The organism is Delftia acidovorans NBRC 14950 (assembly GCF_001598795.1).
Taxonomy (GTDB): Bacteria; Pseudomonadota; Gammaproteobacteria; order Burkholderiales; family Burkholderiaceae_C; genus Comamonas; species Comamonas acidovorans.
Genome location: NZ_BCZP01000003.1, coordinates 140,053 through 159,810, shown reverse-complemented (window position 1 = coordinate 159,810; position 19,758 = coordinate 140,053). Strand labels below are relative to the sequence as shown.

At 64.8% G+C, this 19,758-nt stretch carries 16 protein-coding genes, 1 CRISPR repeat array and 1 riboswitch (1 of these 18 only partly in view); of the genes, 13 read left to right on the top strand and 3 right to left on the bottom strand.

The features are described from left to right. Positions 1 to 140: 140 nt before the first annotated feature. Positions 141 to 428 (bottom strand): helix-turn-helix domain-containing protein, encoded by a 288-nt coding sequence (locus tag DA1_RS05155; protein ID WP_034391358.1) that lies wholly within the window; start codon positions 426 to 428, stop codon positions 141 to 143. Positions 429 to 569: 141 nt separating this feature from the next. Between DA1_RS05155 and DA1_RS05150 the strand changes: the two genes are divergently transcribed. After that, positions 570 to 953, top strand: a complete 384-nt coding sequence (locus DA1_RS05150) for a hypothetical protein (protein ID WP_034391360.1) — start codon at positions 570 to 572, stop codon at positions 951 to 953. A gap of 37 nt (positions 954 to 990) precedes the next feature. Here the strand turns inward: DA1_RS05150 and DA1_RS05145 are convergent, their stop codons facing one another. Beyond that, the gene (locus DA1_RS05145; RefSeq protein WP_034391362.1) at positions 991 to 1,341 is read right to left on the bottom strand and encodes an ArsR/SmtB family transcription factor; all 351 of its coding nucleotides are present in this window, start codon (positions 1,339 to 1,341) and stop codon (positions 991 to 993) included. Positions 1,342 to 1,686: 345 nt separating this feature from the next. Here DA1_RS05145 and fusA point away from each other — a divergent pair, with 345 nt between their 5' ends. Then, positions 1,687 to 3,789, top strand: coding sequence for an elongation factor G (gene fusA, locus DA1_RS05140; RefSeq protein WP_013803524.1), 2,103 nt, complete (start codon positions 1,687 to 1,689; stop codon positions 3,787 to 3,789). A 444-nt stretch (positions 3,790 to 4,233) separates the two neighbouring features. Here fusA and DA1_RS05135 read toward each other — a convergent pair whose 3' ends face one another. Further along, the gene (locus tag DA1_RS05135; RefSeq protein ID WP_016449664.1) at positions 4,234 to 5,148 is read right to left on the bottom strand and encodes an inositol monophosphatase family protein; all 915 of its coding nucleotides are present in this window, start codon (positions 5,146 to 5,148) and stop codon (positions 4,234 to 4,236) included. Between the two features lie 216 nt (positions 5,149 to 5,364). On the opposite strand from DA1_RS05135, the gene DA1_RS05130 reads away from it, so the two are divergent. The 11 genes from DA1_RS05130 (at position 5,365) to cas2 (ending at position 18,125) form a co-directional block, all read left to right on the top strand. After that, positions 5,365 to 6,174 carry an RNA methyltransferase gene (locus tag DA1_RS05130; RefSeq protein ID WP_034391364.1) on the top strand — a complete coding sequence of 270 codons (810 nt, stop codon included), beginning with the start codon at positions 5,365 to 5,367 and terminating at the stop codon, positions 6,172 to 6,174. 35 nt (positions 6,175 to 6,209) lie between these two features. Continuing rightward, positions 6,210 to 7,034: a serine O-acetyltransferase gene (cysE, locus tag DA1_RS05125; protein ID WP_013803521.1), complete on the top strand. Its 825-nt coding sequence runs from the start codon at positions 6,210 to 6,212 to the stop codon at positions 7,032 to 7,034. Positions 7,035 to 7,096: 62 nt separating this feature from the next. Further along, positions 7,097 to 7,759 carry a nitroreductase gene (locus DA1_RS05120; protein ID WP_012204232.1) on the top strand — a complete coding sequence of 221 codons (663 nt, stop codon included), beginning with the start codon at positions 7,097 to 7,099 and terminating at the stop codon, positions 7,757 to 7,759. Positions 7,760 to 7,822: 63 nt separating this feature from the next. Then, a riboswitch (TPP riboswitch) is annotated at positions 7,823 to 7,948 on the top strand. Between the two features lie 265 nt (positions 7,949 to 8,213). Further along, on the top strand, positions 8,214 to 10,157 hold the full coding sequence (gene thiC, locus DA1_RS05115) for a phosphomethylpyrimidine synthase ThiC (RefSeq protein ID WP_034368871.1): 1,944 nt from the start codon (positions 8,214 to 8,216) through the stop codon (positions 10,155 to 10,157). 172 nt (positions 10,158 to 10,329) lie between these two features. Then, complete coding sequence (locus DA1_RS05110; RefSeq protein WP_034391365.1) at positions 10,330 to 12,573, top strand: CRISPR-associated helicase/endonuclease Cas3; 2,244 nt, start codon at positions 10,330 to 10,332, stop codon at positions 12,571 to 12,573. 41 nt (positions 12,574 to 12,614) lie between these two features. Then, complete coding sequence (cas5c, locus tag DA1_RS05105) at positions 12,615 to 13,289, top strand: type I-C CRISPR-associated protein Cas5c (RefSeq protein ID WP_034391366.1); 675 nt, start codon at positions 12,615 to 12,617, stop codon at positions 13,287 to 13,289. After that, positions 13,286 to 15,118 carry a type I-C CRISPR-associated protein Cas8c/Csd1 gene (gene cas8c / locus DA1_RS05100; RefSeq protein WP_034391367.1) on the top strand — a complete coding sequence of 611 codons (1,833 nt, stop codon included), beginning with the start codon at positions 13,286 to 13,288 and terminating at the stop codon, positions 15,116 to 15,118. The genes cas5c and cas8c overlap by 4 nt, the downstream gene beginning before the upstream one ends. Continuing rightward, on the top strand, positions 15,115 to 15,996 hold the full coding sequence (gene cas7c / locus DA1_RS05095) for a type I-C CRISPR-associated protein Cas7/Csd2 (RefSeq protein WP_034391368.1): 882 nt from the start codon (positions 15,115 to 15,117) through the stop codon (positions 15,994 to 15,996). The genes cas8c and cas7c overlap by 4 nt, the downstream gene beginning before the upstream one ends. Positions 15,997 to 16,023: 27 nt before the next feature. Then, positions 16,024 to 16,680, top strand: coding sequence for a CRISPR-associated protein Cas4 (cas4, locus tag DA1_RS05090; RefSeq protein WP_034391369.1), 657 nt, complete (start codon positions 16,024 to 16,026; stop codon positions 16,678 to 16,680). Beyond that, entirely contained in the window at positions 16,665 to 17,705 is a 1,041-nt protein-coding gene (gene cas1c / locus DA1_RS05085) for a type I-C CRISPR-associated endonuclease Cas1c (protein WP_034391370.1), read from the top strand. Before cas4 ends, cas1c begins: the two co-directional genes overlap by 16 nt. A 129-nt stretch (positions 17,706 to 17,834) precedes the next feature. Further along, a complete protein-coding gene (gene cas2 / locus DA1_RS05080; protein WP_034391371.1) occupies positions 17,835 to 18,125 on the top strand; it encodes a CRISPR-associated endonuclease Cas2 in 291 nt (96 codons plus the stop codon). A 183-nt stretch (positions 18,126 to 18,308) separates the two neighbouring features. Further along, a CRISPR array of direct repeats spans positions 18,309 to 19,758; the repeat unit is 32 nt; unit sequence GTCGCGCCCCGTGCGGGCGCGTGGATTGAAAC (it continues 3,468 nt past the right edge of the window).

The following is a 19,758-nucleotide window of genomic DNA, read 5'->3' as shown; positions in this document are numbered from 1 at the left end:
TTCATAACTACCGTGGAGATAACACTGTAAATGGTGCACTGAGTATCGAGCATGTGAGTCAACGCTTTTCTAGTGCGACCAACTTGATTCTTCGGCTTGGCTTGGTTGGTGCTAACTGCTGACCTTCGCTATGTCGAACGCTAACTTACAACTCGCAGCACGTCCTCGGCTGCTCTCATCACCTCCGCCGCACTGCACCCCAGCCCCCGCGCAATCTTGAACACGATGACCAGCGTGGGCATGTGCTCCCCACGCTCCACCTTGCCCATGTGAGAACGCTCGATGTCGGCGAGGTTGGCCAATGATTCCTGGGAGATGCCGCGCTCGGTGCGAAGGGCGCGTACCGCCGCGCCGAAAGCCCGGGCAATGTCTGCATCGAATGAAGTGGCGCCGACTGGACGGCCGCGTTTGACAGGACGCTTTTGCATGGGCAAGAGCGTCAGTTTTTGATGCAATTTAAACCACGTTATATTTAACTCTTTTGTTGATCTTGGGCTGCTGCTGCCTTGCATCGGGCACAGCTTGGTACGAGGCCGAGACGCAGGCTTCAATCATCAGAGGAGGCTTCGATGGATCAAGACATCCGCACCGTTTCTCAACCCAACCTCGACGACTTGGCCATCGACGCCGTCCTGCACCTGGGCGCTGCCCTCGAAGTGCTGGAGCTGCACGCCAGCCACAAGGTCACGGCCATCAACTGCGTGTGCCGCGACCTGCTGCGCATCTACTACGCCAAGGCCGATCAGGCGCAGTCGCTGGAGCCGCAGGACAAGGAGCTGCTGGGCCTGCTGCACGACACGGCGGTGGATTTAGGCTATGCCGTCGAGGTGGTGGACCATCTGAATGGCGACGAGGCCGATGACCCCATCCTCTATGCCGTGAGCTATCTGCTCAAGGCGGCCAAGCGGTTTGCGGATGAGGGCGTTGCTGTGGCGCTTGCCGTGAAAGGGTAGGGCGCAGGGCTGCCGCCTGCGTTGCAGGGGCCTGGCTTCAGGGGCAGGGTTTGAGGTGGGTCGCCGTGGCCTGTTCGGTGAGCGGGTCTTCGGCCAGGGCCTGCAGCAGCGCATCCAGCAGGCCGGGAAAGCGCGCATCCAGGTCTTCGCGGCGCAGGGAAAGCAGGTTTTCGCGGCCATCGGGGCGCTGCCAGATCACGCCGCTGTCGCGCAGCACGCGCCAGTGGTGGGTCATGGTGGATTTGGACTGGCCCTGCAGCAGCGAGCCGCAGGCGCGCTCATGGCCTGCGGCCAGCGCGCGCACCACGGCCAGGCGCAGGGGGTTGCCCAGGGCGTTGAGCAGGTTTTCCAGGCGTATCTGTTCGCGGTCGGGGTGGTTGGCAAGCATGAATCGTCCTCAGGACTTGTGCAAACAGGTTGCAGCAACGCGCTGCGCCCTGTGGAAGAACGCTGGTGGCGTTCCTTCTTGCGCAAGTCGCAATCCTGTCGATGGGGCGCCACTGTGCCATGGAAGCAATGCCGCACGTCGCTGATGCGGCGTGGCGCGGGCAGTTATCTGGCAGACAGGGGCATGGCGTGGTGAAAACATGAATCGTTCTGCAAGAAGTTGCGGAAGATAGTACGATTGTCTTCGTACATTCCAATTGTCATCAACCCTCATTCAACCCCCGCGAGAATCCCAGCCCACGGCAGATCCACGCATCAACGCTTATCAGCACCCAGGAGTCCTTTCATGGCCCGCCATACCCCCATAGAACGCTATCGCAACATTGGTATCTCCGCGCACATCGATGCCGGCAAGACGACCACGACCGAGCGCATCCTGTTCTACACCGGGGTGAGCCACAAGCTGGGCGAGGTGCACGAGGGCGCCGCCATCATGGACTGGATGGAGCAGGAGCAGGAGCGCGGCATCACCATCACCTCGGCGGCGACCACCTGCTTCTGGAAGGGCATGGACGGCCGCTTTGACCAGCACCGCATCAACATCATCGACACCCCGGGCCACGTGGACTTCACCATCGAGGTGGAGCGTTCCATGCGCGTGCTCGACGGCGCCGTCATGGTCTATGACGCCGTGGGCGGCGTGCAGCCGCAGTCCGAGACAGTCTGGCGCCAGGCCAACAAGTACAAGGTGCCGCGCCTGGCCTTCGTCAACAAGATGGACCGCACGGGCGCGGATTTTCTGCGCGTGCGGCAGATGATGATCGACCGCCTCAAGGCCAACCCCGTGCCCATCGTGCTGCCCATTGGCGCAGAGCAGCAGTTCACCGGCGTGGTGGACCTGCTCAAGATGAAGGCCATCATCTGGGACGAGGCCACGCAGGGCATGAAGTTCGAGTACCAGGAGATTCCCGCAGCCATGGTGGCAGACGCCAAAAAGTGGCGCGAGTCCATGGTGGAGGCGGCTGCCGAGGCCAGCGAAGACCTGATGAACCGCTACCTGGAAGAGGGCGACCTGCCCGAGGCCGACATCCTGCGCGGCCTGCGCCTGCGCACCATTGCGGGCGAGATCCAGCCCATGCTGTGCGGCTCGGCCTTCAAGAACAAGGGTGTGCAGCGCCTGCTGGACGCCGTGGTCGAGCTCATGCCTTCCCCGCTGGAAGTGCCGCCCGTGGAGGGCCATGCGGAAGACGGCTCCATCATCGTGCGCCATGCCGATGACAGCGAGAAGTTCTCTGCCCTGGCCTTCAAGCTGATGACCGACCCCTTCGTGGGCCAGCTCACCTTTGTGCGCGTCTACTCGGGCGTGCTCAACAAGGGCGACAGCGTACTCAACTCCGTCAAGGACAAGAAGGAGCGCATCGGCCGCATCGTGCAGATGCATGCCAATGAACGCCTGGAGGTCGATGAAATCCACGCCGGCGACATTGCCGCCTGCGTGGGCCTGAAGGACGTGACCACGGGCGAGACCCTGTGCGACCCGTCCGCGCCCATCGTGCTGGAGAAGATGGTCTTCCCCGAGCCCGTCATCGCCCAGGCCGTGGAGCCCAAGTCCAAGGCCGACCAGGAAAAGATGGGTATCGCCCTGTCGCGCCTGGCCGCCGAAGACCCGTCCTTCCGCGTGCGTACCGACGAAGAATCGGGCCAGACCATCATCGCCGGCATGGGCGAGCTGCACCTGGAAATCATCGTGGACCGCATGAAGCGCGAGTTCAACGTGGAAGCCAACGTGGGCAAGCCCCAGGTGGCCTACCGCGAGACCATCCGCAAGAAAGTCACCGATGTGGACGGCAAGTTCGTGCGCCAGTCCGGCGGCAAGGGCCAGTACGGCCACGTGGTCTTCACGGTGGAGCCGCAGGAACCCGGCAAGGGCTTCGAGTTTGTCGACGCCATCAAGGGCGGCGTGGTGCCGCGCGAGTACATCCCTGCGGTGGAAAAGGGCGTGGTCGAGGCATTGACCAGCGGCGTGCTGGCCGGCTACCCCGTGGTGGACGTGAAGGTCACCCTGACCTTCGGCTCGTACCACGACGTGGACTCCAACGAAATGGCGTTCAAGATGGCGGCCATCTTCGGCTTCAAGGAAGCGGCGAGAAAGGCCAGCCCCGTCATCCTGGAGCCCATGATGGCCGTGGAAGTCGAGACGCCTGAGGACTACGCCGGCACCGTCATGGGCGACCTGTCCTCGCGGCGCGGCATGGTGCAGGGCATGGACGACATGGCCGGCGGCGGCAAGTCCATCAAGGCCGAAGTGCCCCTGTCCGAAATGTTCGGCTACGCCACCTCCCTGCGCTCGCAAACGCAAGGCCGTGCCACCTACTCCATGGAGTTCAAGCACTACGCCGAAGCACCGCGCAACGTGGCCGAGGCCGTGATCAACGCACGCGCGAGGTAAAAGAGGCGGCAAACGTGCAGTGGGCAGCATGCTGCCCCTGACCGTGGCCCCCTCTCACCCCTCCCGTATGCCCACGCCTGCGTCGGGCCGCCTGCGGGGTTGCAGTCCTGCCGAAGGACAGGACTGCCTCGTGATCTGACTCGCCGTGATTGTTTGAACGTAGCGCGCAGCGCGAAGTGAGTTTCACGGCGAACCCCGCAGGCGGCCCGGCGCAGGTTGCCCGCAGCGAAGCGAAGGGACGTGGACATTCGGGTCGTCTTTCTTTGGCCTACGTTTCTTTGACGAATCAAAGAAAGGTAGGTCGGCCGCCGGGCCGAGACCCGGCCTCGAAAAACACCCCCCCGGCAGGGACAAAAACAAGCGCCCCGTCCCAAATCCAAAGGCCCAATGAAAAACAGCCCCTTGAAGGAGCTGTTTTAAAGAGAGAGACAGGAGAAGCCGAAATCAGGCCTCAGGCTGCTGCTCAGACTCAGCAGTTTCAGCATCAGCGACGGGAGCCGCCTCTCCAGAATCAGACAGCGCCTGCCGCACACCAGCCTTCTCACCAGCCGAAGCAAACTTGCTGTACTTGCCAACGATGCCGACCAGCGCACCATAGATGCGCGGATTGCCCGCCAGGCATTCCTTCTGCTCCAGGAAATCCGCCTCGCCCGTGAAGTTGCCGACCAGGCCACCGGCCTCGGTCACCAGCAGGCTGCCGGCGGCCACGTCCCAGATCTGCAGGCCGCTTTCAAAGAAGCCGTCGGCAAAGCCGGCTGCCACGTAGGCCAGGTCCAGCGCGGCGGCGCCGGGGCGGCGCACGCCTGCGGTTTCCTGCATCACGTCGCCCAGCATGTTCATGTATTGCTTGAAGTTGTCGCCACGGCGGAAGGGGAAGCCGGTGGAGATCAGACTGTCCTTGAGCTGGATGCGCTTGGACACGCGGATGCGGCGGTCATTCAGGTAGGCACCGCGGCCGCGCGTGGCCGTGAACAGGTCGTTGCGCGAGGGGTCGTACACCACGGCGTGCTCCACCTTGCCCTTGAAGGACAGGGCAATGCTCACGCAGTACACGGGGAAGCCGTGGATGAAGTTGGTGGTGCCGTCCAGCGGATCGATGATCCAGACGTAGTCGGAGTTCTTGGCGCCGAACTCGTTGCCCGATTCCTCGGCCAGGATGCCGTGGCCCGGGTAGGCGCCCAGCAAGGTTTCGATGATGGCCTGCTCGGCCGCCTTGTCCACCTCGGTCACAAAGTCGTTGACCTGCTTTTGTGCGACACGCACGGATTCCACGTCAAGAGCCGCGCGGTTGATGATGGCGCCGGCGGCGCGTGCGGCCTTGATGGCCACGTTGAGCATGGGATGCAGGTTGGTCGACATAGATTGTGAGGCGTAGGCGGAGCAGCGGCTGTGCAAGGAGAGGACGGTCCTCTCTGGCAAAAGCAGGCTGTTTGACGCGGGTAAGAACGGAAAAAGCCGCGTCCGGCGATGCGGGGCGGCGACAATAGCGCGCAATTTTACCCGCCTTGTCCGTTTTGTGCTGCGCAACCTGTCCCGTCTTGGGGGCTCTGCCGGCGCCGGCAGGCCAGCGATGCCATGAAAACCCGATTCGTACTGATAGAAACCAGCCACGCCGGCAATGTGGGCGCCGCCGCCCGCGCCCTGAAGACCATGGGCTTTGACGACCTGGTGCTGGTGCGCCCGCGCTGGCCCAACGTGCTGCGCAAGGAAGAGACCATCCAGCGGGCCAGCGGCGCGCTGGACGTGCTGGGCAATGCGCGCGTGGTCGAGACGCTGGAGGAGGCGCTGGACGGCATCAGCCACCTGTGCGCCACGGCCATGACGCCGCGCGACTTCGGTCCGCCCACGCGCACGCCGCGCCAGCATTTCGAGCTGCTGCTCAGCGGGGCGCTGGATGTGCTGGCTGCGCCCGATGAGGCCGCGCCGCCCACCGATGCATCCGTGTCCGCACCGGCTCCCGCGCCGCGCTGCAACCAGTCGGGCGTGGCCTTCCTGTTCGGCTGCGAGCGCTTCGGCATGAGCAACGACGATGTCTACCGCAGCGATGTGGCGCTGTCGATTCCGTCCAATCCGCAGTTCGGCTCGCTGAACCTGGGGGCGGCCATCCAGGTGGTGGCCTACGAATGGCGCCAGGCGCTGGGCGGCTTTCCCGTGGTGGAGCACACGCCGGCGCCGCAGCGCGCCGACGCGGCCCAGGTGGCCGGCATGCTGGGCCATTGGGAGCAGGCGCTGGCCCATATCGGCTTTCTCGATCCGGCTGCGCCCAAGAAGCTGATGCCGCGCCTCAACCAGCTTTTCAACCGCTCGCAACTGACCGCCGAGGAAATCCACATCCTGCGCGGTGTTGCGAAGGCCATGCTGCAGAGCACCCCACCGAAACGCTAGACTGAGCGGTCTTGTCAACAATAACCAGCCCCTAGATGCTTGACCGCCTGCGCTCCGATATCCAGTGCATCCTCGACCGCGACCCTGCGGCACGCAGCACCTGGGAGGTCATCACCTGTTATCCGGGTCTGCATGCGATCTGGTTGCAGCGCCCGGCGCACTGGTGCTGGAACCACGGCCTCAAGTGGCTGGGGCGTTTCATCTCGCACATCGGCCGCTGGCTCACCGGCATCGAGATCCACCCCGGCGCCGTCATCGGCGAACGCGTCTTCATCGACCACGGCATGGGCGTCGTCATCGGCGAGACGGCCGTGGTCGGCGACGGCTGCACCATCTACCACGGCGTGACCCTGGGCGGCACCTCGCTGTACAAGGGCGCCAAGCGCCATCCCACGCTGGGCCGCGACGTGGTGGTCAGCGCGGGCGCCAAGGTGCTGGGCGGCTTCGAGGTGGGCGACGGCGCCAAGATCGGCAGCAATGCCGTGGTCATCAAGCCCGTGCCCGCAGGCGCCACGGCCGTGGGCATTCCGGCGCGCATCATCGCCAGCAAGAACGGCCACAGCGCCGATGTGACCGAGCACGACCTGGCATCTGCCAAGGCCGAGTCCATCAAGGTCCCGGCCTCTGCCGCGCCCCAGCCGTTCACGGCCTACGGCATCACCCAGGAAATGGACCCCGTGGCCCAGGCCATGCGCGGCCTGAGCGACGGCGCGGCCGCGCACGAGCAGCAGATCGCGCTGCTGTGGGAGGCCATTGCCAAGCTCTCGGCCGGCAGCAAGGTGGGCGACTGCGTGCCCTGTGAGTCCGAGCGCCCGCAGGCGTTCCAGAAGGACAAGATCGACCAGATCATGGGCAAGTAGGCCTGCACAAGATCACCAAAGATCCCCAAGATCCCCCAAGAAGACCGGAGACTCCGACCAGCATGAACGTTGAACAGGCCTTGCATGCGCGCCGCTCCGTGCGCGCCTTCCTGCCCCAGTCGCCCGATGCGGCCCTGGTGCGCTCCCTGATGGAACAGTCGGCACAAGCGGCCTCGGGCGGCAACCTGCAGCCCTGGCGCGTGCTGGCGCTGACGGGCGAGCCGCTGCAGCAGCTGCTGACCGCCGTTGCCGAAGCCGAGCCCCAGGACGCCCAGCCCGGTCTGTCCTACCCGCCCAACCTTTGGGAGCCCTACCGCAGCCGGCGCTTTGCCAATGGCGAAGAGCTGTACCAGTCGCTGGGCATTCCGCGCGACGACAAGCCCGCGCGCCTGGAGCAGCTGGCGCGCAACGGCCAGTTCTTCGGCGCGCCCGTGGGCCTGATCGTGGCGGTGGACGAGCGCATGGGCCTGCCGCAATGGGTGGACCTGGGCATCTACCTGCAGTCCTTCATGCTGCTGGCCTGCGCCAATGGCCTGGCCACCTGCGCCCAGGGCTTCTGGCGCCGCTACAACGACGCCGTGACCCAGGCGCTGGCGCTGCCCGAGGGCTACCACGTGGCCTTCGGCATTGCGCTGGGTTATGAGGACAAGGATGCCCCCATCAACGGCTGGCGTGCCACGCGCGCACCGGTGGCCGAATGGGCGCAGATGCGCGGCTTCGACTGAGCAGGGCTTTCAGGCCCCTGGGCAAACCCGCAGGGCAAGGGCGCCTTGCCATCCCCTATACTGCGCTCTGCTCCGGGGTGTGCTGATGCACTGAGATGCCAACCGGTCCATGCGCTGCATGGACCAGGCGGCGAACCCGACGAACTTGATCCGGTTGATACCGGCGGAAGAAGAGCGGGACCCTGAAGCGGGGCCGAAGTCAGAGGATGGAAGTCCGCCACGGCGGATACACGCAGGGCCGCAACGGCCAGGCAGGCCACCATCCGAAGCACATCGACCCTTGCCAACCAAGGCTGCTCGTGCGCCTTGGCGTGCGTGGCAACCAGGGGCCAAGGCCATACGGCCCTGGCAGGCCCACACTGGCATAGACCGGTGCGCGGCCTTTGGCACAGCCCAAGGAGTGTCCGGTTCCCGGAGCGTTGTTGATCGACGCTTTGAACGCAAGGAACCCGACATGAACGCTCCCGATTCCATCTTCACCCCCGCAGCCGGCGAAGCTCCAGACGCACAGCGTTTTTCCGACTTGCTGGCGCAGTCGCGCAAGCCGTTCCCGGCCTCCACCAAGAGCTATCTGCAAGGCAGCCTGCATGCCGGCCTGAGCGTGCCCGTGCGCGATATCCAGCTGACCAATGGCGAGCAGGTCAGCGTCTATGACACCTCGGGCCCCTACACCGACCCGGCCGTGGCCATCGACGTGCGCAGCGGCCTGCCCGGCGTGCGCAATGCCTGGATCGAGTCGCGCGGCGACAGCGAGTACTACGCCGGCCGCCTGCGCCAGGCCCTCGATGATGGCGGCAAGCGCGGCGAGGAAGACGAGCGCGTGGCCCGCCTGCGGGCCGAGGCCGCATCGCTGCAGCGCCAGCCGCGCCGCGCGAAAAGCGGCGGAAACGTCACCCAGATGCACTACGCGCGCAAGGGCATCATCACCCCCGAGATGGAGTACGTGGCCCTGCGCGAGAACGGCCGCCGCGAATGGATGGCCGAGTACCAGCAGGACGCCGCGCGCGAGGCACGCCTGGCCGGCAACGGCCTGGGCGCTGCCATCCCCAAGATCATCACGCCCGAATTCGTGCGCGACGAAGTGGCGCGCGGCCGCGCCATCATCCCGGCCAACATCAACCACCCCGAGATCGAGCCCATGGCCATCGGGCGCAACTTCAAGGTCAAGATCAACGCCAACATCGGCAACTCGGCCGTCACTTCCAGCATCGAGGAAGAGGTCGAGAAGCTGGTCTGGGCCATCCGCTGGGGCGCGGACAACGTGATGGACCTGTCCACGGGCAAGAACATCCACACCACGCGCGACTGGATCATCCGCAACTCGCCCGTGCCCATCGGCACCGTGCCCATCTACCAGGCGCTGGAGAAAGTGGGCGGCATCGCCGAGGACCTGACCTGGCCCATCTTCCGCGACACCCTGATCGAGCAGGCCGAGCAGGGCGTGGACTACTTCACCATCCACGCAGGCGTGCGCCTGGCCTACATCCACCTCACGGCCCAGCGCCGCACGGGCATCGTCTCGCGCGGCGGCTCCATCATGGCCAAGTGGTGCATGGCCCACCACCGCGAGAGCTTCCTGTACGAGCACTTCGAGGACATCTGCGACATCATGAAGCAGTACGACGTCAGCTTCTCGCTGGGCGACGGCCTGCGCCCCGGCAGCGCCTCGGACGCCAATGACGAAGCCCAGTTCGCCGAACTGCAGACCCTGGGCGAGCTGACCCAGCTGGCCTGGAAGCACGACGTGCAGACCATGATCGAAGGCCCCGGCCACGTGCCCATGCACATGATCCAGGCCAACATGACCGAGCAGCTCAAGCACTGCCACGAGGCGCCGTTCTACACCCTGGGCCCGCTGACCATCGACATCGCCCCCGGCTACGACCACATCGCCAGCGCCATCGGCGCGGCCATGATCGGCTGGTTCGGCACCGCCATGCTGTGCTACGTCACGCCCAAGGAACACCTGGGCCTGCCCGACCGCGACGACGTCAAGCAGGGCATCATCGCGTACAAGATTGCTGCCCACGCCGCCGACGTCGCCAAGGGCCACCCCGGCGCCCGCGCCCGCGACGACGCGCTGAGCCAGGCCCGCTTCGACTTCCGCTGGCAGGACCAGTTCAACCTGGGCCTGGACCCCGACACCGCCCAGGCCTACCACGACGAAACCCTGCCCAAGGACAGCGCCAAGGTGGCGCACTTCTGCTCCATGTGCGGCCCCAAGTTCTGCTCCATGAAGATCACCCAGGAAGTGCGCGAATTCGCCGCTGCCAAGGGCGTGGCCGAGCAGGAAGGCATTGCCGCCGGAATGCAGGCCAAGGCCGAGGAATTCAACCGCGCGGGCGGGGAGTTCTATATCCCCATCGTGGCGGCCAGCAGCGATACGACGGCGCGTTGAAATCCGCTGATTCCTGATCAGGAATGCGCTCTGTAGGCGGATATTTCCCCTATAGTCGGTCCAGCCTTGGACTGGTCAAATAAACACCGCAGGCGCTTTGGTGCCTGCGGTGTTTTTTCTTAGGACTATTCCTGTTTTGCCGAGAAATAGACGGAAGAATCTGAATTGTCTTATGGGTGACTTCTTTGCGCATTCCACAGCCAATGTTTCAAAGGCCGATTGGCAATCCCTGCCGGATCACCTGAAGGGTGTGGGCACATTGGCTCGACAGTTCGCACAGGCCTTCGGTGCCGGTGAGCTGGCTGAGATACAGGGCTGGCTGCATGATCTGGGCAAGTACACCGGGCCCTACCAGTTGCGTCTGCAAGGCGATGCTCTTCGTGTGGACCACTCCACCTGGGGTGCACGCATTGCAGCCAAGTACTATCCCGGCATAGGCCATTTGTTGGCCTACGGCATTGCAGGGCATCACGCAGGCTTGGCCAATGGCGATGGGCAGGGGGAAAAATCCACATTGCGTCATCGGCTCGATGATGCTTATGAATTGCCGCAACTCGATCCCTCGTGGAAGCGCGACATCGCATTGCCCGCCAAGCTGCCAATGGTCGATCTCAAGCCTTGTGACGGCAAACGCAAGAATTTCCAGTTGGCATTTTTCACACGCATGATGTTTTCATGCCTGGTCGATGCCGATTTTCTCGATACGGAGCGCTTTTATCTGAAGACGGAAAGCCGTCCCGATCATCGCAGCGCGGGTGAGCCGGCCCCCAGCCTGCAGGCCTTGCGCGAGCAGCTCGACCACTTCCTGGCAGGTTTGCCAACGGGGGGTGACGTCAACCCCATTCGCTCAGGCATCCTGCAGCATGTGCGTGCGCGGGCGGAACTGTCGCCTGGGCTGTTTTCCTTGACGGTGCCCACGGGTGGGGGCAAGACGCTGGCCTCGCTGGCCTTCGCACTGGACCACGCCATACGCCATGGCCTGCGTCGCGTGATCTTCGTGATTCCATTCACCAGCATCGTCGAGCAGAACGCCGCCGTATTTCGCAGAGCCCTGGGCCCGCTGGGCGACGCCGCCGTGCTGGAGCACCACAGCGCTTTCGTGCAGACCGAGCCGCCGCGCGACGACCCCGAAAAATACCAGGCGCAGAAGAAGCTGCAGCTGGCCATGGAGAACTGGGACGCGCCCATCATCGTCACCACGGCCGTGCAGTTCTTCGAAAGCCTGTTTGCCGCCCGGCCATCGCAATGCCGCAAGCTGCACCGCATCGCGGGCAGCGTGGTCGTGCTGGACGAGGCCCAGACCATGCCTCTCAAGCTGCTGCGGCCCTGCGTGGCGGCCATCGACGAACTGGCGCGCAACTACCGCGCGAGCGTGGTGCTGTGCACCGCGACCCAGCCTGCACTTTTGGCGCCAGATTTCGAGGGCGGCCTGAACGAAGTGAGGGAACTGGCGCCCGACCCGGACCGGCTGTTCAAGCAACTGGAGCGCGTGCGCGTGCGGCACCTGGGCGTGCTGGACGACGAGGCGCTGGCCGGACACATGCGCTCGCGCGAACAGGTGCTGTGCATCGTCAACAACCGCCGCCATGCGCGGGCCGTCTACCAGGCCATGGCCGATCTGCCCGGCGCACGCCATCTGACCACGCTGATGTGCGCAAGGCACCGCAGCGAGGTGCTGGCCGAAGTGCGGCAGATGCTCAAGGAAGGCAAACCCTGCCGGCTGGTATCGACGAGCCTGATCGAGGCCGGCGTCGATGTGGACTTTCCCTCCGTGCTGCGTGCCGAGGCGGGCCTGGACTCCATCGCCCAGGCCGCTGGCCGCTGCAACCGGGAGGGGCGGCGCGCCAGGGATGCCAGCGAGGTGCTGGTGTTTCTGCCGGGCAATCCGGATTGGGCGCCGCCACCTGAACTCAAGCAGTACGCGGAGAAGGCGCGAGAAGTGCTCAGGCAGTTCGAGGCGCAGCCTCTGGCCCCCGAGGCGATCAAGCGCTACTTCTCGCTGCTGTACTGGCAAAAGGGCTCGCAGGCCCTGGATGTGCCGGATCTGCTGGGGCAACTGACGGCAAGCCGCTTCGACAGCCTGCCGATGGAAACCCTGGCGGCGAAGTTCCGGCTTATCGACAGCGTGCAGATGCCGGTGATCGTGCCGTATGACGACAAGGCCAGGGACGCGCTGCGGGCGTTGGAGCATGCGCAAGGCAGCGTGGGCCTGGCACGCAGCCTGCAGCCCTATCTGGTGCAACTGCCGCGACAAGGCTTTGATGCGCTGCGCAAGGCCGGGGCCGTGGTGCCGGTGGCCGAGAGCAAATGGGGTGATCAATTCATGGTGCTGGCGCACGAGGGCTTGTACGACCCGCGCCATGGCATCCATTGGGATGAGCCCGCGCTGATCCAGACCGAGCATTTGTGCTGGTAGCGCAGGCAACGGTGTCTTGCCGCTGAAGGAGAGGAGAGGGCATGGGATTTGGAGTGAAACTGAAGGTCTGGGGTGAGCGCGCCTGCTTCACCAGACCCGAGATGAAAGGTGAGCGTGTCAGCTACGACGTCATCACGCCTTCGGCCGCGCGCGGCATTCTGGAGGCCATCCACTGGAAGCCGGCTATACGTTGGAGCGTAGACCGCATCCACGTTCTGAAGCCGATCCGCTTTGAATCGATACGGCGCAACGAGGTCGGCAGCAAGATCTCTCCGGCCAGTGTGTCCAAGGCGATGAAGGCCGGCTCCACGGAAGGCTTGGTCACGCATGTGGACCAGGATCGTCAGCAGCGCGCAGCTACGGTGCTGCGCGACGTGGCCTATGTGATCGAGGCGCATTTCGAGCTCACGCCCAAGGCAGGCGCCGAGGACTCGGTGGGCAAGCACCTGGACATCTTCAACCGCCGAGCGCGCAAGGGCCAGTGCTTTCAAATGCCCTGCCTGGGCGTGCGCGAGTTTCCGGCGGACTTCGGCCTGCTCGAAGACGGCGAGGCATTGCCCACGCCGCACGAAAGCCTGCTGCCCGAGCGGGACCTGGGCTGGATGCTGCACGACATCGACTTTGCCAACGGCATGGCCCCGCGCTTTTTCCGCGCCAGCATGTCCGGTGGCGTGATCGCCGTGCCGCCCTGGCACAGCGAGGAGCTCAAGTCATGATCCTGCAGGCGCTTGCCACCTACTACCAACGGCTGCTGGAACGCCGCGAGGAGGGCCTGGCGCCCTTTGGCTACAGCCCCGAGAAGATCAGCTACGAGATCCTGCTGGCCGCCGATGGCCATGTGGTGCAGGTCAACGACATCCGAGACACCACGGGCAAGAAGCCGCTGCCGTGCGTGATGAACGTGCCCCAGCCTGAGAAAAGGACGGTGGGCATCAAGTCCAACTTCCTCTGGGACAAGACCAGCTATGTGCTGGGCGTGAGCGCCACCAGCAAGCGCGCGGACAAGGAGCATGAAGCCTTCAAGGCCTTGCACCGCGAGCATCTGGCCGGCACGCAGGACGCGGGCCTGAAGGCCTTGCTGGGCTTTCTCGATGCCTGGACGCCGCAGCAATTCGAAGCGCCCCATTTCACCCCGGACATGCTCGATGCCAACATGGTGTTCCGCATGGATGGCGAAAAGGCCTATCTGCACGAACGCCCGGCCGCTCAGGCCCTGCGTGCCCGGCTTCTGGACAGCGACGACGGTGGACAAAGCGGTCAGGAATCGGTGGCGACCTGCCTTGTGAGCGGCGAAAGTCTGCCCGTGGCGCGCCTGCACCCGGTCATCAAGGGCGTCAGCGGTGCGCAGAGCTCTGGCGCCTCCATCGTCTCCTTCAACCAGGAGTCATTCACTTCCTACGGCAAAAGTCAGGGCGACAACGCACCTGTCTCGGAGCAGGCCGCCTTTGCCTACACCACCGTGCTCAACCACCTGCTGCGGCGCGGCGAGCATAACCGCCAGCGCCTGCAGATCGGTGATACCAGCATCGTCTTCTGGGCCGAGGCTGCAGATGGCCAGGAGGCCGAACAGGCCGTACGGGCCGAGTCGCTGCTGGCCGACCTGCTCGATGACCGTCCCTCGGACGACCAGGAGGCCGCGCGCATCCGCATCGAACTGGAAAAGGTGCAGAAAGGCCGGCCGCTCAGCGACATCGACCCCAGGCTTGAGGAAGACACGCGCATGTACGTGCTGGGCCTGGCGCCCAATGCCTCGCGCATCTCCATCCGTTTCTGGGAGGTTGGCACGCTGGGCCTGTTTGCGCGCCGCCTGGCGGAGCATGCCCATGACTTCGCGCTGGAGCCACAGCCTTGGAAGACGGCCCCGTCGGCCTATCGCGTGGTCTTGGCCACGGCACCGCACCGTGAGGGCAGCGCGCCCAAGATGGACGACGCCATGAGCAATCTCGTAGGCGAGTTCATGCGCGCCGTGCTCACCGGCCGCCCCTATCCACGCAGCCTGCTGGCCAACGTGCTGATGCGCATGCGCAGCGACGGCCATCTGTCGGGGCTGCGCGTGGGTATCTGCAAAGGCATTCTGGCGCGTGAGCGCCGCCTCGGAATCAACAGTGACAAGGAGGAGATCCCCGTGAGTCTGGACAAGGAATCCACCAACGCGGCCTACCGGCTGGGCCGCCTTTTCGCCGTGCTGGAAAGTGCCCAGCGCCAGGCGTTGGGCGGGCAGGTCAACGCGACCATCCGCGACCGCTACTACGGCGCCGCCTCGGCCACGCCGGCATCGGTATTTCCCATGCTGCTGCGCAATGCGCAAAACCATCTGGGGCGGCTGCGCAAGGACAGGCCGGGCGCTGCCGTGAACCTGGAAAAGGACATCGGCGAGATTGTCGAAGGCCTCACCGACAGCTTCCCGCGCAGCCTGCGCATCGAAGACCAGGGCCGTTTCGCCATCGGCTACTACCACCAGTCGCAAAGCCGCTTCAGCAAATCGGTTGCCAACGACGACGGCAACGATTCCACAGAAGACACCTCCGAGGAAGCCTCCGCATGACCGCCATCGCCCACCGCTACGAATTCGTCTACCTGTTCGACATCACCAATGGCAATCCCAATGGCGATCCCGATGCCGGCAACCTGCCTCGCCTGGACCCCGAGACCAATCGAGGCCTGGTCACCGATGTCTGCCTCAAGCGCAAGATCCGCAACTTCGTGAGCCTGGACAAGGACGATGCACCGGGCCATGCGATCTACATGCAGGAAAAGGCCATCCTGAACCACCAGCATCGCAAGGCCTACGAGGCCATCGGCATCAAGCCCGAAGACAAGAAACTGCCCAAGGACGAAGCCAAGGCCCGCGAGATCACGGCCTGGATGTGCGCCAACTTCTTCGACATCCGCACCTTCGGCGCTGTCATGACCACGGGCGTCAATGCCGGTCAGGTGCGCGGACCCATACAGATGGCCTTCGCCACCTCCATCGACCCCGTGGTGCCGCTGGAAATCTCCATCACGCGCATGGCCGTCACCACGGAAAAAGAGGCCGAAGCCCAGAGCGGCGACAACCGCACCATGGGCCGCAAGCACATCATTCCCTACGGCCTGTACCGTGCCCATGGCTTCATCTCGGCCAAGCTGGCCGAGCGCACCGGGTTTTCCAACGAGGACCTGGACCTGTTCTGGCGCGCGCTGATCAACATGTTCGAACATGACCGCTCCGCTGCACGCGGCGAGATGGCGGCGCGCAAACTCATCGTCTTCGAACATGAAAGCGCCATGGGCAACGCGCCTGCGCATGTGCTGTTTGACGCCGTCAAGGTGGAGTCCGCACAGCCGGCCGATGCGGGCGCTCCCCGGCGCTTTGCTGACTACCGTGTGCACATCGACACTGCGGCCGTGCCTTCGGGCGTGACCCTGCGGGAACTGATCTGAGACGGGTGGCAAAGCCGCCGACGCACCATGAGCGAAGACGACGCCATTGCCCTGTCGGCATTGCAGCACTACCTGTACTGCCCAAGGCAATGCGCCCTCATCCATGTCGAGCAACTGTGGGCCGAAAGCCGGCATACGGCTGAAGGCCGGCTGCTGCACGAAAAGGCCGACAAGCCCAGGGCCGAGCGGCGCAAGGGTGTGCGCACTGTCACGGCCATGCCGCTGGCCGAGACGCGCCTGGGCATCACCGGCATTGCCGACGTGGTGGAGTTCCACCAGGGCCCACAGGGCGAGCGAGCGTTTCCCGTGGAGTACAAGCGCGGCCGGCCCAAGGCCCACCGTGCCGATGAAGTCCAGCTCTGCGCCCAGGCGCTGTGCCTGGAGTCCATGCTGGGCCAGCCGGTAGAGGCGGGCGCCCTTTACTACGGCGAGGCCCGCAGGCGTACCGATGTTGGCTTCGACGAAGAACTGCGTCAGCTCACCTGCAGCACCATTGCTGCGGTGCGCTCCATGCTGGAGTCGGGCACCACGCCAACGGCGCGCTACAGCCCCCGGCTGTGCGATGCCTGTTCGCTGCTGGACCTGTGCCAGCCCAGGCTGTTGGGGCGAACCCAGAGTGTCAATGCCTGGCTGTCAGCGCAATGGGGCCAGCAGATGGAAGAAGGTCCATGCGACGGCAACTGAACACCCTGTACGTGACCACCGAAGGCGCCTGGCTGCGCAAGGACGGTGCCAACATCGTGATGGAGGTCGAGCAGCGCGAGCGTGCCCGGCTGCCGGTGCACATGCTCGAGAGCCTGGTCTGCTTCGGGCGCGTGCTGGTGTCTCCACCGCTGATGGGCTATTGCGCCGAGCAGGGCATCTGCACCAGCTTTCTCACGCCCAACGGGCGCTTTCTTGCGCGGGTGGAGGGGCCTGTTTCCGGTAACGTGCTGCTGCGTCGTCAGCAGTACCGGGTCAGCGATGATCCGGGCCGTTGCGCCGCCATCGTCCACAACATCCTGCTGGGCAAGCTGCACAACCAGCGCGCGGTCCTGGGCCGGGCACTGCGTGACCACGGCGACAAGCTGGAGCCCGAAGCCGAGGCAGCACTGACGCACGCCTACAAGCGCCTGGGGCGCATTGCGGAAAAACTGCCCGGAGAAACCAGCCTGGACATGCTGCGCGGCTACGAGGGCGAGGCGGCGCAAGCCTATTTCGGCGTGTTCGACATGCTCATTCGCGTGGACAGCCCCGCCATGCGCTTTCACGGGCGCAGCCGGCGCCCGCCGCGCGACGCGGTCAATGCCTTGCTGTCCTTTCTCTACACCCTCGTCACGCACGACTGCCGCTCAGCACTCGAAAGCGTGGGCCTGGACCCCGCCGTGGGCTTCCTGCACTGTGACAGGCCCGGGCGCCCCAGCCTGGCGCTGGACTTGCTGGAGGAATTTCGCCCCCTGCTGGCGGACCGGCTGGCGCTGTCGCTGATCAACCGTAAACAGCTGGGTGAGCGCGACTTCCAGACCATGGACAACGGCGCTGTCCTGCTGACCGAAGCATCACGCAAGACCGTGCTGACCGCCTACCAGGAGCGCAAGCGCGAAGAACTGCGCCACGCCTTCATCGAAGAAAAAGCCGCCATCGGACTGTTCCCCTTTATCCAGGCGCAAATGCTGGCCCGCCACCTGCGCGGTGATCTCGATGCCTATCCGCCATTCCTTTGGAAATGAAACATGATCCCCACGCTCCCTTTGTTGCGCAAGGTCCGCTGCCCCCGGCCGGGCACTCCCTCGCCGGGCGCCCCCGAGGGAGCCTCTTTTTCATCTTGGGGGCCAGGCGATGAAAAATGAGGTGCGCCGATGATGGTCCTGGTGAGCTATGACGTCCGTACCCAGGACCTGGATGGTGCCCGCCGCCTGCGGCGCATCGCCAAGGCCTGCCGGGACTTCGGCCAGCGTGCGCAATACTCCGTCTTCGAAATAGAAGTGGACGCCGCGCAATGGGTCGCCCTCAAGGCGCGGCTGATGCAAATCATCGACCCCGCCCAGGACAGCCTCAGGTTCTACTACCTGGGCCAACACTGGCGCAGCAAGGTCGAACACATCGGCGCAAAGCCCGTGCTGGACCTCGACGCCCCCCTCGTCTTCTGAGCCTCCGCGCGAACCCCAAGTGACCGCCGCCTGCCCTTGAGGTTCGCGGCCGCGCAAGCTGTTGTTTTCAAAAGGGGGTGGGCGAGCGAATGGCTGAACGCCGATCCTGCGGCATGACAGTGCCGCCTGGTTCGCGGAAGCCTGGCTTTTTTCATAGCGGTGAAATTGCTCTATAAGTACCCCGTCGCGCCCCGTGCGGGCGCGTGGATTGAAACCTCAAAGCTGGTCAGGTAGTCATCGGCGGTGCCGTCGCGCCCCGTGCGGGCGCGTGGATTGAAACTCTGGAAGCTTGATCGCATCGCTCGGAGTCTTCAGTCGCGCCCCGTGCGGGCGCGTGGATTGAAACACCAGCGCTGATGCTGCTTGTGCGGCTGGCTTGCGTCGCGCCCCGTGCGGGCGCGTGGATTGAAACCCTAACGCTGGATACTGGCGGAGGCTGTACCTTGCGTCGCGCCCCGTGCGGGCGCGTGGATTGAAACCCCACACGTCCCCCCGCTATGACGATGTGACAAAGTCGCGCCCCGTGCGGGCGCGTGGATTGAAACTCTTACGGGGAGGTAACTATTCCATATTCGCGCGTCGCGCCCCGTGCGGGCGCGTGGATTGAAACAGCCGCATCTGTGGGCCGCTGAGCATCCTGTCCTCGTCGCGCCCCGTGCGGGCGCGTGGATTGAAACTGCAGATGTGATGTCGTGCGAAGTGCCCGACACCGTCGCGCCCCGTGCGGGCGCGTGGATTGAAACGTCGCGGCGGACCAGGAAGTCAGCCGGGTGCAGTAGTCGCGCCCCGTGCGGGCGCGTGGATTGAAACCAGCACTATCGATGAGCTCGCAGAAATGTCGGGCGTCGCGCCCCGTGCGGGCGCGTGGATTGAAACAAACCCAGGCTGCAGGATTTCCCGCATACATCCCCGTCGCGCCCCGTGCGGGCGCGTGGATTGAAACAAGGCTGTGGCCGTGTATGAGTACCAGGCACGCGTCGCGCCCCGTGCGGGCGCGTGGATTGAAACAGCGTGGACTTATTGCAGGCGCTGCTATGGCAGCGTCGCGCCCCGTGCGGGCGCGTGGATTGAAACTTCCGCTTCGTCAGGCCGCTCAGTCACCATGCGAGTCGCGCCCCGTGCGGGCGCGTGGATTGAAACCCTCAGAACTGGTCACAGGCAAGAACCTGGACAGGTCGCGCCCCGTGCGGGCGCGTGGATTGAAACGACAAGAGCGCAAGAATGCTGCTTGGGAGCGCTTCGTCGCGCCCCGTGCGGGCGCGTGGATTGAAACATAGTTCACTTTGGAACAAGCATGGAAAACACATGTCGCGCCCCGTGCGGGCGCGTGGATTGAAACTACGCAGCCTTTATTGGCATCCTGGGGGCTGTAGTCGCGCCCCGTGCGGGCGCGTGGATTGAAACTGCTGCGCCCGGGGCGGGTATGTCGTATGCGGCTCGTCGCGCCCCGTGCGGGCGCGTGGATTGAAACGATCATGAACGCCGCCCAGGCGCGCAGGCGCCAATGGTCGCGCCCCGTGCGGGCGCGTGGATTGAAACCAACTTTTTCGACCGCTCTGTCGATAGTTGTATTGTCGCGCCCCGTGCGGGCGCGTGGATTGAAACGTCATATGCGGGAGCAGTCCATGGGCGA

Bases quoted from the DNA above. Each gene is read 5' to 3' on its own strand.
- DA1_RS05130 (WP_034391364.1), top strand. From the start codon at position 5,365: ATGAAAACCCGATTCGTACTGATAGAAACCAGCCACGCCGGCAATGTG.
- cas8c (WP_034391367.1), top strand. From the start codon at position 13,286: ATGATCCTGCAGGCGCTTGCCACCTACTACCAACGGCTGCTGGAACGC.
- cas5c (WP_034391366.1), top strand. From the start codon at position 12,615: ATGGGATTTGGAGTGAAACTGAAGGTCTGGGGTGAGCGCGCCTGCTTC.
- DA1_RS05120 (WP_012204232.1), top strand. From the start codon at position 7,097: ATGAACGTTGAACAGGCCTTGCATGCGCGCCGCTCCGTGCGCGCCTTC.
- DA1_RS05145 (WP_034391362.1), bottom strand. From the start codon at position 1,341: ATGCTTGCCAACCACCCCGACCGCGAACAGATACGCCTGGAAAACCTG.
- DA1_RS05150 (WP_034391360.1), top strand. From the start codon at position 570: ATGGATCAAGACATCCGCACCGTTTCTCAACCCAACCTCGACGACTTG.
- cas7c (WP_034391368.1), top strand. From the start codon at position 15,115: ATGACCGCCATCGCCCACCGCTACGAATTCGTCTACCTGTTCGACATC.
- fusA (WP_013803524.1), top strand. From the start codon at position 1,687: ATGGCCCGCCATACCCCCATAGAACGCTATCGCAACATTGGTATCTCC.
- DA1_RS05110 (WP_034391365.1), top strand. From the start codon at position 10,330: ATGGGTGACTTCTTTGCGCATTCCACAGCCAATGTTTCAAAGGCCGAT.
- cas2 (WP_034391371.1), top strand. From the start codon at position 17,835: ATGATGGTCCTGGTGAGCTATGACGTCCGTACCCAGGACCTGGATGGT.
- DA1_RS05155 (WP_034391358.1), bottom strand. From the start codon at position 428: ATGCAAAAGCGTCCTGTCAAACGCGGCCGTCCAGTCGGCGCCACTTCA.
- cysE (WP_013803521.1), top strand. From the start codon at position 6,210: ATGCTTGACCGCCTGCGCTCCGATATCCAGTGCATCCTCGACCGCGAC.
- cas1c (WP_034391370.1), top strand. From the start codon at position 16,665: ATGCGACGGCAACTGAACACCCTGTACGTGACCACCGAAGGCGCCTGG.
- DA1_RS05135 (WP_016449664.1), bottom strand. From the start codon at position 5,148: ATGTCGACCAACCTGCATCCCATGCTCAACGTGGCCATCAAGGCCGCA.
- thiC (WP_034368871.1), top strand. From the start codon at position 8,214: ATGAACGCTCCCGATTCCATCTTCACCCCCGCAGCCGGCGAAGCTCCA.
- cas4 (WP_034391369.1), top strand. From the start codon at position 16,024: ATGAGCGAAGACGACGCCATTGCCCTGTCGGCATTGCAGCACTACCTG.